Annotated in this window: 11 protein-coding genes; 5 read left to right on the forward strand and 6 right to left on the reverse strand. The window is 69.9% G+C overall.

Features of this window, described 5'->3' with window-relative positions; translation table 11 throughout:
• Positions 1-11 precede the first annotated feature (11 nt).
• Positions 12-1,124, forward strand: coding sequence for a patatin-like phospholipase family protein (locus IPK24_15270; protein ID MBK8076888.1), 1,113 nt, complete (start codon positions 12-14; stop codon positions 1,122-1,124).
• Positions 1,124-2,509, forward strand: coding sequence for a DUF4071 domain-containing protein (locus IPK24_15275; GenBank protein ID MBK8076889.1), 1,386 nt, complete (start codon positions 1,124-1,126; stop codon positions 2,507-2,509). Before IPK24_15270 ends, IPK24_15275 begins: the two co-directional genes overlap by 1 nt.
• A 1,004-nt stretch (positions 2,510-3,513) precedes the next feature.
• Here the strand turns inward: IPK24_15275 and IPK24_15280 are convergent.
• The 3 genes from IPK24_15280 to IPK24_15290 all read right to left on the reverse strand — a co-directional run bounded on the left by IPK24_15280 (position 3,514) and on the right by IPK24_15290 (position 5,603).
• Entirely contained in the window at positions 3,514-3,975 is a 462-nt protein-coding gene (locus IPK24_15280) for a hypothetical protein (GenBank protein ID MBK8076890.1), read from the reverse strand.
• Between the two features lie 255 nt (positions 3,976-4,230).
• A complete protein-coding gene (locus IPK24_15285) occupies positions 4,231-4,584 on the reverse strand; it encodes a hypothetical protein (GenBank protein MBK8076891.1) in 354 nt (117 codons plus the stop codon).
• Positions 4,585-5,225: 641 nt separating this feature from the next.
• Complete coding sequence (locus tag IPK24_15290) at positions 5,226-5,603, reverse strand: hypothetical protein (protein MBK8076892.1); 378 nt, start codon at positions 5,601-5,603, stop codon at positions 5,226-5,228.
• 290 nt (positions 5,604-5,893) lie between these two features.
• Between IPK24_15290 and IPK24_15295 the strand changes: the two genes are divergently transcribed.
• Positions 5,894-6,208 carry a hypothetical protein gene (locus IPK24_15295; GenBank protein ID MBK8076893.1) on the forward strand — a complete coding sequence of 105 codons (315 nt, stop codon included), beginning with the start codon at positions 5,894-5,896 and terminating at the stop codon, positions 6,206-6,208.
• A gap of 105 nt (positions 6,209-6,313) precedes the next feature.
• On the opposite strand, the gene IPK24_15300 is transcribed toward IPK24_15295, so the two are convergent.
• A complete protein-coding gene (locus IPK24_15300) occupies positions 6,314-6,952 on the reverse strand; it encodes a hypothetical protein (protein ID MBK8076894.1) in 639 nt (212 codons plus the stop codon).
• A 341-nt stretch (positions 6,953-7,293) separates the two neighbouring features.
• On the opposite strand from IPK24_15300, the gene IPK24_15305 reads away from it, so the two are divergent.
• Positions 7,294-8,622 (forward strand): GGDEF domain-containing protein, encoded by a 1,329-nt coding sequence (locus tag IPK24_15305; GenBank protein MBK8076895.1) that lies wholly within the window; start codon positions 7,294-7,296, stop codon positions 8,620-8,622.
• 32 nt (positions 8,623-8,654) lie between these two features.
• Here the strand turns inward: IPK24_15305 and IPK24_15310 are convergent, their stop codons facing one another.
• Positions 8,655-9,902, reverse strand: a complete 1,248-nt coding sequence (locus tag IPK24_15310; protein MBK8076896.1) for an MFS transporter — start codon at positions 9,900-9,902, stop codon at positions 8,655-8,657.
• Between the two features lie 16 nt (positions 9,903-9,918).
• A complete protein-coding gene (locus IPK24_15315; protein MBK8076897.1) occupies positions 9,919-10,872 on the reverse strand; it encodes an NAD(P)/FAD-dependent oxidoreductase in 954 nt (317 codons plus the stop codon).
• Positions 10,873-10,974: 102 nt separating this feature from the next.
• Here IPK24_15315 and IPK24_15320 point away from each other — a divergent pair, with 102 nt between their 5' ends.
• Positions 10,975-13,689 carry a helix-turn-helix transcriptional regulator gene (locus IPK24_15320; protein MBK8076898.1) on the forward strand — a complete coding sequence of 905 codons (2,715 nt, stop codon included), beginning with the start codon at positions 10,975-10,977 and terminating at the stop codon, positions 13,687-13,689.
• Positions 13,690-13,744: the final 55 nt, after the last annotated feature.

The following is a 13,744-nucleotide window of genomic DNA, read 5'->3' on the forward strand; positions in this document are numbered from 1 at the left end:
GGGGGAACGACATGGGGTATCTGGATCGGGTTCACGCACCGGGTCCCAAGAAACTGCTCGCCCTGGACGGCGGCGGCCTGCGCGGAGCCCTCACCGTCGAGCTCCTCGCCGGTCTCGAGGAACTGCTGCGTCGCCGCACCGGGGCCGGGGCCGACTTCGTGTTGGCCGACTACTTCGACTACGTCGCGGGAACCAGTACCGGCGCGATCATCGCGGCCTGCATCGCCAAGGGGATGTCGATGCACGAGATCGGCCTGCTGTACACCGAGCACGGCAGGGAGATGTTCGACCGGTCGTTTCTGCTGAAGCGGTTCGCGCACCGCTACGACTCCGACCGGCTGCGAGAGATGTTGCAGCTGAAACTGGGCACCGACACCACGATGGGCGACCCCGCACTGCGCACGCTGCTCATGATGGTGCTGCGCAATGCCACCACCGACTCCCCGTGGCCGCTGAGCAATACGCCCGGTGCGCGCTACAACCAGCCCGAGCATCCCGACTGCAATCTGCGAATCCCGTTGTGGCAGCTGGTCTTGGCCAGCACGGCGGCGCCGACCTACTTCCGGCCCGAGGCCATCGACATCGGCACGCAGCAGTTCGTGTTCGTGGACGGCGGGGTCACGATGTACAACAACCCCGCGTTTCAACTGTTCCTGATGGCCACCCTGCCCGAGTACGGCCTCGGCTGGGCCACCGGCGAGGACCAGCTGCTGCTGGTCTCGGTCGGCACGGGAACGGCCGCCAAGGCGGACGACCGGTTGCAGCCGCGCCAGATGAATCTGCTCTACAACGCCGGCTCGGTGCCGGCGGCGCTCATGGCCGCCGCACTGCACCAACAGGACACGTTGTGCCGGGTGCTGGGTCGGTGCCGGTTCGGACCCGTGCTCGACCGCGAGATCGGTGACCTCATCGCGCCGCCCGGAATCCTCGAGTCGAGGCTCATGACGTACGTGCGGTACTGCCCGGACCTGTCCGCTCGGGGGCTGGCGGCGCTCGGACTGTCCGACATCCGACCTGAGGACGTCCAGCGTCTCGACAGCGTCGACCACATCGACGACCTGCGGCGCATCGGCACCGTCGCCGCCCGGACGTACCTGAAGGACGAGCACTTCAAGGGGTTCTGATGACCGATGAGCCGAGCGTGCTGCGTCCGATCTGTTTCGTGCTGATGCCGTTCGGCACGAAGCAGGACGAGAATCACCGGACGATCAACTTCGACACGGTGTTCACGGCGATCATCGAACCGGCGGTCACGGCCGCCGGGATGGACTGCATCCGGGCCGACGCCGAGACGGTCGGTGGCATCATTCACAAGCCGATGTTCGAACGCCTGTGGTTCTGTGAGTTCGCCGTGGCGGATCTGACCACCGCGAACGCCAACGTGTTCTACGAGCTCGGGGTCCGGCATGCCCTGCGTCCGTTCACCACGGTGCTCATCTCGGCGCAGGGTTCACCGTTGCCCTTCGATCTCGGGCCGGTTCGCCGGGCCCACGCCTATCACCTGGACGACGCCGGCTCACCGACCATGACCCACAACGACGTCGCGGCGCTCACCGAGCAGCTACGCGCGGTGTCGTCGTCCGTCAAGCGGTCGATCGACAGCCCCGTCTACCAGTTGCTCGCTGGTCTGGGCGACTGGCAGGCACCCGATCCGGACGAGGTGGACGCCTTTCACGATCGGATGGCGCAGGTCGAGGAGTTGCGCCAGCAGTTGCACGCCGCCTCGGACACGGCCGAGTACGCGGGCACCGAGGCCGCCAAGGTGGAGTTGATCAGCTTCGAGTCCCGACTCGGCAAGCTGGAGGCCACCACGCTCGGCCTGGCGGCCGAGCTGCTGCTCGCCTACCGGGGTGTGGAGGCGTACGAGGAGATGATCGCCCTCGTCGCGCGCCTACCCGAGCAGATGTCGCGACTGCCGATGATCCGGGAGCAGTACGCCCTGGCGCTGAACCGGTCCGGCGACCCGAGCAAGGCCATCCGTGTGCTCGGCACGCTCATCCGCGAGCGCGGTCCGAGCAGCGAGACGTGCGGGATCCTCGGCCGAGTCCACAAGGACCGCTGGGAGGCTGAGCTGACAGCGGGCCGGACCGCTGCAGCGGAAGGACATCTCGAGCGCGCCATCGACACCTATGTTCAGGGTTTCGAGGTCGATTGGCGCGACTACTACCCCGGCATCAACGCCGTCGAGCTCATGACCCTGAGGGACCCGGACGACCCGCGCATCGCCACGCTGCTGCCCGTCGTCCGGTACAGCGCCGAGCGTGCCGTCGAGGCCTCACCCGACTACTGGGGCCAAGCGACCATGCTCGAACTGGCCATCCTGGCCAACGATGTGGACGACGCCCAACGCCGGCTGGGCAGGGCACTGGCGGCCTCACACGACCAGATGATGATCGCCTCGACCACCGCCAGCCTGCGTCGCGTGCTCGCCGCGAAACGGCAGGTGGGCGACGACATGTCCTGGCTCGAAGCGATCGTCGATCAGTTGTCCGCGGCGGGAAGGGGGTGAGTTCGGCTACCGCGGGCTCGCCGTCGATCACGCCGGCATCGCCGACGTGCGGGAATGGCCGCGCGACGTCCTACCGAGGCGATCCACCGTGCCGCAGGAAGCCGTTTCCGACGCCCTTCTGGAAGATGTAGCGAAGCCTTCCATCGGACTGCCTGGTGAGAGTGATCTCCACCTGGCCGCAAGGACCACTGTCGACACTCTCCTGCACGATGATCTCCCGAGGCTCAGCCGCGGTCAGGCTCCACGTCACCACGCATCCCAGACTCGGATAGGTCCCCGTCGCCACTCTCTCGCCGAGGCGGCCCTGCAGGATGCGCACCGTGAAGTCATACGGGGACTGGCGTGATCCCGTCTGGTTGATCTGCCCAGACCACCATCCCAGGAACTCGAGGGGAATCAGGCCGGACGGCGCCTGGAGGGTGCCAGCTGGTGAGGCACCCGACGTGGCCGACGCGTGGCCTGGGACGGTCGTTGGCGGCTGAGCACTCGGTGGTGCACCCGACGAGGGCGGCGAAGCCTGCGAAGGCTGCGAAGGGGGATGCTCCGCTGAACGGCGCTGAGTCTCCGCTCGAGTGCAGGAGGGCCGCCCCGACGCCCACGACGAGGACGACCGACAGAGCAGCCATGGTGCGACCCAGGGCCGGACGCGCTCCGCTGGCAGTGACCACCGTCGTCCCCGGCACGTTCACGCGCGACGGGGGTTCGGGTGAGCCCCGCTCGGGGGTGTTGGCAAGACCCGTCCGGGTCGCGTCCGGCACCTGCGACGTTACCGGTGGATGGTGAGCAATCCATGCTGGGGCACGAGGCGCCTCTGGTTGAGCGAGGGGCTCGGGATCCTCGTACGGTGAACGCGGGACAGTGAACGAGGCGACGGCCGGGGACACGGTCTCAGCGGCATAGGGAGATGGCGGGAGGATCCGCGGTTCGGGCGTGGTCGCCGGTGTGCCGGCGGCAGCGCCGTCGCCCTGCGGCTCACGTCGGGAGGCATCCGTCATGACCGGTGTTCACACACCTCGAAGCACCGCGACAGCTGCTCGGTGTTTGACGAGTGCCTCGAAGTTCTTGCCCGCCGTTGTGGTCGTGTTGTCCGCTCCCATCATGAACTTTCCCTCGTTTGCCGTGATGTGGACGGCGCTGTTGGGAACGAACTGAAAGTGCTCGACCGTGGCCAAGGGCCATGCGACGACCTGCGGTGCTGGTGCCACGAACAACAACCGACGGTCGGTCAGGATCATCAGGCACAGTGTCTGCTTCGCCGTCACGCTGGCCGTGGTGGGAAGCATGGCCTCGACCGTCTCAGTGGCAGGCAGGTAGGCGTGGACAAGGTCCAGCGCCGCTCGACACGATCCGAGTATGAGCGCCCTGACCCCGGGATCTGCAGCGGCGATCACAGAAGACAGATCGGGTCGTGGGCTTTCTGCATCGACGGGAATGGATATCGACTCGGTCATCTTGCCCCCAGGCACCACGTCACGCTGACCACTTCGGCATGAACCTGTTTCGTGCGGTCAGCCGAGAGACTATCCCTCTGATTCGCGCAGCTACCGGCTATTGCCCAACACTCCGCATTTGTGTCCCGCGATGATCACGGTGACCCGACGTCTTCACCGCGTGCTGGCCGCCGCGGGAGTCGGGTGAGGCGGGTGAGGCGGGTGAGAGATCAGATCGGGTGCCCCAGTGCGACGCGGTCACGTCCGGCGGACTTGGCGGCGTAGAGCGCCTCATCGGCCGCCTGGAGCAGCGCCGCCAGCGGGACGCAGCATGCTGCGGGTCGAGATCCACAGACCGAGGGTGCACAGCGTGACCGCGGCGACCGACACCGACTTGGCCACAGGGAACAGGTCGAGCCGCGCAAGGCCCGCCGCCATCATCGCGGTCCAGGTGTCGACCAGCGCCCACCACTGACCCCCGAAGAGCGCGATCAGCGCCCCGGTGGAGGCGACCGTCCCTCGGCGTTGCCAGGTGATCACCGTGAGAACGAACAGGGCAACCGCGGCGAGGCATAGGGAATCGGCAACCATGCTGGGGCAACACCATGCCCGGACGACACCGCCCATCCCGAGCGCCGTGCTCATCACGGGGTTGTCGGGTCTCCATCAGCTGGAGGTACCGCCTGGTCGATCGGGGCATTCGGGTCGGGCGGCGGCGGGATGTCCGGCCCGGGCGTGGGCGGCAGTGTGGGGTCAGGACCGGGAGGACCGGGACGCTCCGGCTCCGGCGGGTCCACGGGTGGCGATGGTGGCATGGGTGGCGTCGGCACGGTCACGACTGGTCACCTCTCACTCGTCCGAGTCGAGCCACCACCATCAGACCCCATCCGCCACCGCGCCAATCGAGCGTCCCACGCCACCCGGCCGACCGATCGCTGTGCCCCCAGGTGTCCGGCCCGCTGCCAGGTGGCCGGCGAGAACGTTGGGGCGGTACTCGAGCAGAGCCTCATCACGAACGTGACGATCGCGGGGAAGCTGGCCTCGTCGATCGCTCGTGCCTGCCACTCCAAGGAGCACCTGTCCCGAGTCAGGACGGAATCGACGACCAGGGCCACTGCCCGGAAGGAGCTGGTCACTGTCGTTCCGGGCGAAGTGGCCCTGGTGACTCGTACCAGTCCTCAGCAGGGAGATTCGTACTCACGCTTTCCGACCAGCATGTTGATCTTCAAGCGGCCGTTGCAGAGTGAGGCCTAGCCGGCGACAAGGCCGCCGCCGGTAGGCGGCTCTCAGAAGGGGACGATGTGCGCGCCGGAGGGTAGGGCAATCGTTACCGGCGAACCCCACCGAGTGAACGTACTGACCTCTCGGTAGCTGTGGCGTTTGCCGGCCGCCGTCCAGGTCACCAACTCCACCACCTTGCGAGGGAGGTGGTTCTTGTCGAGGTAGTAGGTGACCACGGTCTTGCCGTTCATCTGGTCGGCGGCAGGCCGCAGGGTGGCCGGTTGGGACGAGTAGTACTGCGCAGTTGTCATGCGGACGGTGTGGGCGATGCAGGGCACTCCGTCGACCGTGGTTGCCGTCCCTCGCGTGACCGTCAGCCGGGCCAGGTTCGCGTGCAGGCGTCCCGGCGTCATCTGCCGTTCCAGCCACTGCAGGGCTGCCACCTGGTTGCCCCCTGCCGGAGTCGGCCTCGGGCAGCTCGATCCACAGCGTCGGGTCATCCTCGGCGCGCAGGTCGTGCGTGTAGCGCGCGCCGGGTACCGCGATGATCCGCTGCGTGACGTAATCACCCGTCCCGGTCACGTCGTACGACGTGACTCCCTTGCGCCAGAGGACTTTTCCGGAATAGGTGTTGCTCACCTGATCACCGACCGAGGTTCGCTCGACGAAAGCGACGCTGCCTCGGGCGAGGACGGCGGCATTCATCGCTGCGTTCAGGGCGCCCAGGGTCGACATGGTGGTGGTGGCAGTGGCGGTGGGCCGAGGCGTCGTCGCTGTGCTGCGCGTGGCCCCGGCGGAGGCCGTCGGCTGCGGACGCGCGGGCGACGCGGACGGCGACGCCGTGGCGGACACGGACGGTTCAGACGACGCCGACGGTGTCACCACACCCCCCACGCCGCCCGTCGCGGACGTGCGAGCGACCGTCGAGAGGCCGGCCGACGCGGTTGGTGTGGCATCCGCTGAACAGCCGACCATCGCCAAGCCCATCAGCAGACTCGAGAGCACGGCACCCACCGGTCGGACCGCCGACCGACCCGAGGAACGATGAACCGCCGTCCCGTCCCTGGGGATGGACATGCTTGCCCTCCTGGCCTGTGCACCGCGGAGGCGCCACCGTAGCGCCGTGCAGGGGCCGGTTGCGGAGGTTTCCGTGTCAGAGGGTTCGCCAGGGGTCGACGAAGACGTCGTCGACCTGCCACGCGGCCGACGTCCCGGTGGCCGTGAACTTGATCTTGAGGCTCTGCCCGCCGGTGTAGTCCACCTTGTTGGGGATGGCCATCCGGGGTGAGACCTTCCAGCCGGCCCCGGCGTCGGCCACGGTGTAGGACGAGTAGGCAGTTCCGAGAGCGCTCAGCACGGAGATGTCGACCCGCAGCGTGGCGCCGGAGACGCCCGGGCTGCGGTAGGCGAAACGGATCGAGTCCTCACCCGGGACGACGCAGATCACCTCACTGATCGCCGAGCCCCCGGCGTTGACCTTGAGGGAGCGGGTGTCGGACCGGTTGCCCGTGAGATAGAAGGGGCTGTTGCCCGAGACGATCCCCGCGTTCGACGCGACCCACCCGTTGAGCCTGGCGGTCTCGAACCCGCCCTCCTGGGGCAGGAAGTACTCGTTGGTGTCGCCGTAGGCCTTGAACACCTGGCTCGTCACCCGCTGGCCGCAGACGTTGTAGTACGTCGCGGCCTCGGCGGGAACCGAGGTGGCGACGGCACCTGCCGAAGCGACCAACGCGGTGAGGGTGGCTGCGACAAGGCCGTGGGTGCGGCGTCCGAAGCGACGAGACAGGGACATGGAGACCTCCAGGCGAGAGCAGGCTGTTCGTGGTCCAGGTATGAGGGCTGGTGCCCGGCTGACCTGCGATACCCAGAATGAACGCTCAGAGTGATCGCTCGATATCCCTGAGTACGCACTTCACACGTCCGGCTGCCCAGCGCACCCGTTCGTGGTCAGCGGTGTCCGTGTACGGCCCCCTGTGGCCGCCCGGGCCGAGCAGTGGCGTCACCTGGTCGGCCCCCACCCACCTCCGTTCGGGTTCCGGACAGCTGTTCGTGCGTGATGGAGGACTCAAGCCAGGGCATCTGGCTGACGAAGATTCCCGCGTGGGACGGCGCTCCGGATCATCAGCCGCGCCAGTGCCCGACGAGGCCGTGGCCACGGCGCTCGAGCAGTGGCGCGACCACACCACCGTGCGGGAGAGCCTCAGCCGTCCGGGACGGCGAGCCGTCGTGACGGCGTATCTGCTCGCGGGCGCCTTCCTCGGCCCGGCGGCCGGCCTGGCCGTCACCGAATCGCCACCGCCACTGCACCAGCTCTGGCTGCTCGTGGCGCTGATCGGCGTCTACGCGGTGGCGTACCGAATCGAGTTTCAGGCGGCGGCGGGCAGCATGGTGCCGACCCAGCCCGTCCTGATGGTGATGTTGGTGAGCGGTCCCCTCGAGCTGGTGCCGCTGGCCGTGACCGCAGGAGTTCTGCTCGGGGCGCTGGGTGACGGTGCCCCGTCCGAGGGGTGGTACGGCCGGTCCGTGCGCATCCTGCCTGCCTGGCACAGTCTCGGGCCGACCGCCGTCCTGCTGGTCGGCGGTGTCCGCGAGCCGGGCTGGAGCGATTGGCCGATTCTCACTCTCGCGCTGGGTGCGCAGTTCACCCTGGACGCCGTCACGGCCGGGATCCGCATGACGAGCGTCGGCGTGAGCGCCCGCACGCTCGCGCACCCGATGAGCTGGACCTTCCGCGTCGACACCCTCATGGCGGTGATCGGGCTCGGTCTGATCGCCGGGACGCCGCCGGGCTGGTCACGCGTCGCCGTCGCGACCGTGCCCGTCCTGCTGGTGCGCATGCTGGGGCGTGACCGCAGCGAGCAGGTGCGAACGGCCCGCTCACTGGGGGAAGCGTTCGAGTCCGCGAGCGCCGAGGCGACCCACGACGCCATGACGGCACTGGCCAACCGGCGGGGATGGGAAGCGGCCCTCGCTCGGGCGTCGGCCAGGTTGGCGGACGAGCCCGAGACCCACGTCTGCATCATCGCCGCCGATCTGGACGGCCTGAAGCACGCCAACGACACCTTCGGTCACGCGGTCGGCGACCAGCTCATCACCCGATTCGCTCAGGTCATGGCAGAGATCGCCCCACCCGGGGCGGTCGCCGCGCGGCTCGGGGGTGATGAGTTCGCGCTGCTGATCACGGCGGGCTCACCGATCGACGGTGACGAGGTGATCGGTCGAATCCGCGAGCTGCTGCGGGCCGATGAACCGATCGGTGAGGTCCGGCTGGCGGCCTCGCTCGGTTGGGCAGCCACGCCCCCGTGGGCAACCATCGACGAGGCCGCCCGGGCTGCCGACGAGGCCGCCGGGCAGGACAAGCAGCGACGACGGGTCGGCCGACGGGCCAGCGTCCCACCGGGGACCCCACTCCATCCCCAGTTACCCGTCCCCCGGCCCGCGGAGCCCCACCACCAGCCGTAGTGCCCACCATCCGCCGGCGCAAGGGTTGGCGGCTACCTCACCTGTTCGACAGGGACGATCGCCGCCGCGCCGGCGAGGGCGCAGCCGCCCGCGACCAGGTACAGAACGGCATAGCTGCCGTGTCCGGCTGCCAGGACCGCCGGGGCCACGGCGGGTGCGATCGCGAAGGGCAGGGCGCCGGCGATGTTCAGGACGCCGAGATCCTTGGCCGACGATCCACTGTCGGGCAAGACGTCGACCACCAGGGCGAGGTCGACCGCCATGTACATCCCGAAGCCCAGGCCGCCGACGGCCATACCGACCAGATAGCCCCCTACGCCGGCGGCGGTCGCGAGCAGCACCAGGGCGATCGCGTAGATGGCGGCGGCGCCCGCGACGAAGATCTTCCGCCGTCCGATGTGGTCCGACAGCTTGCCGGACAGCGGTGCGGTCACGACGAGGGCGACCGACTGGGCGAGGGTGCCGAGGTAGATCTGGTGCGCGACGTCGTCCTCGCGGGTGCCGATCTGATCGAGCAGGTAGTAGGCCTGGTAGGTGACCAGGAACGCGTAGGCCGTGACGAGCATGAACCGGCTGACGAACGCCCAGGCGAAATCTCGATGGGTGCGTGGGTCGACGTAGAACGAGCCGACGAACTCGCGCAGCGACCAGGGTGGCCGGTCGGCGGGGTCGAGACGGCGGTCGCCGAGCCGGGCCACGAAGACGAGGACGAGCGCGCCACCCACGACACAGGGCGCCAGGAACATCGTCAGTGCGCTGCCGTCGAACGCCTGCACCAGGTACGTGCCGGCCACGGAGGCGGCCGGCACGCAGATTCCGAGCAGTCCCGAGACGACGCCACGCTGGACGGCGGGTACCTGGTCGGGCAGCACCGAGGCCAGCGCGGCGAGCAGGGCGTTGAGGAACACCTGGGCCACGCACCAGCCGATGAGCACCACCATGATGCTCTGCGCGACCGCGACGGTCAGGACGCCGACGGTGCCGCCGGCCAGGCCCACGAGCATCCACGGACGCCGCATGCCCAGCGGTGAGGTGGTGCGGTCGCTCAGCCGCCCGAACAGCGGGTTGCTCACGATGGCGAGCAGCGATCCCACCCCGGTCACGAGAGCCAGACTCCGGGGCGCGTCGTCGATGCCGACCAGCTGGTTGACCTTCAGCGCCAGCGACACCAGCAGGGGCGCGAGGAACAGCAGCGATCCGCCGGTGTACGACAGCGTGTAGAGCGTCACGAAGGTCCGGTTCACGCGCAGCGGGACGAGCGGCACCTGGGACGTGGTCATGCGCGGTTCCGCGGGGCTACCGGGCGACGGTCGTGGCTGCGGTGGCGGCGGTGGCGGTAACGGCGGTCGAGATGTCGTCCTCGACGAGGTCGTTGTTGATGTCGATGGCCGCGGCCGACCCCTCACCTGCAGCGGTGATCACCTGGGCTCGGGGGTTGACCACGTTCCCGGCGGCCCAGACCCCGGCCACGCTGGTCCGACCCCTGGGATCGACCACCACCCAGCCGCTGTCGGCGGTGGCACACCCGAGGTGAGTCAGCAGGCTGTCGTGGGGTACGAAGCGGGGCCGCACGAAGACCGCCGACCGGGCGACCCTCTCCCCCGTTGCCAACTCCACGCCCGTCAGCCGGTCGTCCTCGACGACCAGGCGGGCCACCCGGCCGTCCCGGACGCCGATGCCCCGAGCAGCCAGCCGCCGGCGCTGGCCCTCGTCGTCCAGGTCGCCGTCGGTGAAGAGCACCACGTCGTCGGACCACTGACGTACCAGCTGGGCGTGGGCGACCGCCTCGGCAGTGGCACCGAGCACGCCGAGGGGCTGGTCACGAACCTCGTACCCGTGGCAGTAGGGGCAGTGCAGCAGGTCGCGGCCCCAGCGCTCGCGCGTTCCGGGGACCGGCGGGATCTCGTCGCGCAGGCCGGTGGCCACCAGGATGCGGCGGGCGCGCAGGGTCGACCCGTCGTCCAGCACGATCTCGAAGGTCGTGCACGATGGATCACGGGCCGCGACGCCGCCCACGGTGCCGGCGACGAACCGGCCGCCGTACCCGGCGACCTCCGCTCGTGCGGCGGCCAGCAGCTGCGACGGCGGCATGCCGTCGGAGCCCAGGAAGCCCTGCATGTGGGCTGCCGGAGCGTTGCGCGGCCGGCCGGCGTCGACCACGGTCACCCGTCTGCGGGCTCGGGCGAGAACCAGAGCCGCCGAGAGACCCGCAGCGCCCCCACCGATGATCACGACATCGTCATCGTTCATGGAGGGAGAGTCGCAACGGTCCGGCCGACGGGCAACGCGAGTTGCCAGGCGCAGGAATCACGGTGAACTGGTGCCGCGGCGATCTTCCCTCTGGAGTGACCGATGCCCGACACGCTGGTGAGGACCAAGCTGATTCGGCCGCGTCCGCGTGGGCGGACGGTGTCCCGGCCCAGGCTCGACGATCGGCTCCTGCTCGGCTCGACCACAGCCCTCACCCTGATCTCGGCGCCGGCCGGGTTCGGCAAGACGACCCTGCTCGGCAGCTGGCTGGTCGCGGGCCGAGGCGGTCCGACGGCCTGGGTCTCGCTCGACGAGCGAGACCGGGACCCGACGACGTTCTGGTCCTACGTCCTGCTCGCGGTCGACCGGGCCGCACCCGGGACGGCGGCGGAGGCGCTGGCGCACCTGCAGTCCGGCCGTGCACCCCTCGACGCGATGCTCACGATGCTGCTCAACGAGCTGAGCGTGTTGCCGACCGAGCTCACGCTGGTCCTGGACGACTACCACCTCGCCGAGGGACCGGACCTGCAGCCGGGCATGGTCTTCCTGCTGGACCACCTGCCGCCACAGGTGCACGTGGTCATCAGCTCTCGTGCCGACCCTGCACTGCCGCTGTCGCGGCTGCGCGCCCGCGGGCAACTACTCGAGATTCGGGCGAGCGACCTGCGCTTCACCCTCGACGAAACCGCCACCTACCTCAACGAGGTCAACGCCCTCGACCTGGCGGCGGAGGACGTCGCCGCACTGGAGGGCCGCACCGAGGGCTGGGCCGCGGCGTTGCAGCTCGCGGCGCTGTCGCTGCAGGGTCGCCGCGACCGGTCGAGGTTCATCGCCGGGTTCGCGGGGGACGATCGCTTCGTCGTGGACTATCTCGCCGACGAGGTGCTCGACCGGCAGCCACCGGAGGTTCGCTGCTTCCTGCTGGACACCTCGGTGCTCGAGCGGCTGTCGGCCCCCGTGTGCGGGGCGGTCACGGGACGCTGCGACGGTGCGGCGATGCTGGAGGGCCTCGAACGGTCGAACCTGTTCCTCGTCCCGCTCGACGACCACCGTGGCTGGTACCGCTACCACCACCTGTTCCGCGACGTCCTGCAGGCCCGGCTGCTCGACGAACGGCCGGACGACGTGGCGCGGCTGCACCGTCGCGCCGGCGCCTGGTTCGACGAGGCCGGCCAGCCGGAGGCCGCCGTCCGGCATGCGCTGGCCGCGGGTGACCTCGACTCGGCCGCCGACCGGGTCGAGCTGGCGATCCCCACGCTGCGCCGCGCGCGGCGGGAGGACGTCATTCGCCGCTGGGTCGACCAGCTGCCGGCAGCGGTCGTGAGAAATCGGCCGGTGCTCGCCGTCGGCCTCCTCGGTGCCCTCGCGGCCAGCAACCGGTTCGACGGTCTGGCGCAACGACTTCGGGACGTCGAGCAGCTCCTGGGTGCTCCCGACCAGCAGCCCGTCATCGTCGACCAGGCCGAATGGACTCGCCTGCCGGCCCTGCTGGCGACCTACCGGGCCGCGCTGGCCCTGGTCGGCGGCGACCCGGCCGAGACGGTGCGGCATGCCCGGATCGCCCTGGACCTGGCCGGTGACGACGACCTGCTCACTCCCGCCTCGGCCGCTGCGCTCGTCGGGCTCGCCTGCTGGACCGAGGGTGACCTGGACGGCGCGCACCAGGCCTACCGAGCGGCGGCGGACGGCCTGGAGCAGACCGGACATGTCGCCGACGTGCTCGGCTGCACGATCACGATCGCGGACCTCGAGGTGGCCCAGGGACGGCTGCTGGACGCACGCCGAACCTGTGAGCGCGCAATGGCTTTGGCCGAACGGGAGGCCTCACCACCGCGTGGCACCGCCGACATGCACGTCGCGCTGAGCGTCATCGCCCTGGAATCCGGCGACGTCGGCTGCGCGGCCGAACACCTGAGCAGGGCCGATGTACTGGGTGAGGCCGGCGGCCTGCCCCAGAACCCCTACCGGTGGCGCGTCGCCCTGGCGTGGCTACGCGAAGCGCAGGGTGACGCGGCGACCGGGGTCGGCCTCCTCGAGGAGGCCGAGCGGGCCTACGTCGGCGACTTCTCGCCGGAGGTGCGGCCGATCGCCGCCGTCCGCGCGCGCATGCTCGCCGGCGGTGGTGAGGTCGCCCCAGCGCTGGCCTGGGCTCGCCGCCGAGGTGTCTCCGCCACCGACCCGCTGACCTACCTGCGCGAGTACGAGCACGTCACCCTGGCGCGGATCCTGCTCGCCGACCACGCCACCTCGGGTCACGAGGCAGCGCTGCTCGAGGCGACCGGCCTGCTCGACCGGCTGCTGGAGGCGGCCGAGGGTGGAGGTCGCACCCGAGTCGTGCTGGAGGTGCTGGCGCTGCAGTCGCTCGCCCGGGCCGCGGCCGGACATCAGGCGGCGGCGCTGGAATCGCTCGAACGCGCCGTCCGGCTGGCAGAGCCCGAGGGCTGGGTTCGGGTGTTCACCGGCGAGGGCGCGCCGATGGCGAAGTTGCTGCGATCGCTGCAGAGCCGACACCGCAGCTGGCTGTTCCTCCGAACGCTCATCACCGCTGCTCCGGCACGAGCAGCGGGCGCTCCCCGGGGGTCCGGGGGCGAGACGCCGAGCGGGCAGTCCCTGGTCGAGCCGCTCAGCTCGCGCGAGCTCGACGTCCTGCGCTATCTGCGCTCCGATCTCGACGGACCCGCCATCGCCCGCGAGCTCGGGGTGTCGCTGAGTACCGTGCGCACCCACACCCAGCACATCTTCACCAAGCTCGGTGTGGCCAACCGCCGGGCGGCGGTGCGGCACGCCCACCAGCTCAATCTGTTCGCCGGTCGCTGAGCCGACTCTGGATCGGGCCGATCCGCCCTACCCGAGCAGGCCTGTGATCTGCCAG

Source organism: Kineosporiaceae bacterium, assembly GCA_016713225.1.
In the GTDB taxonomy this organism is placed as follows: domain Bacteria; phylum Actinomycetota; class Actinomycetes; order Actinomycetales; family Kineosporiaceae; genus JADJPO01.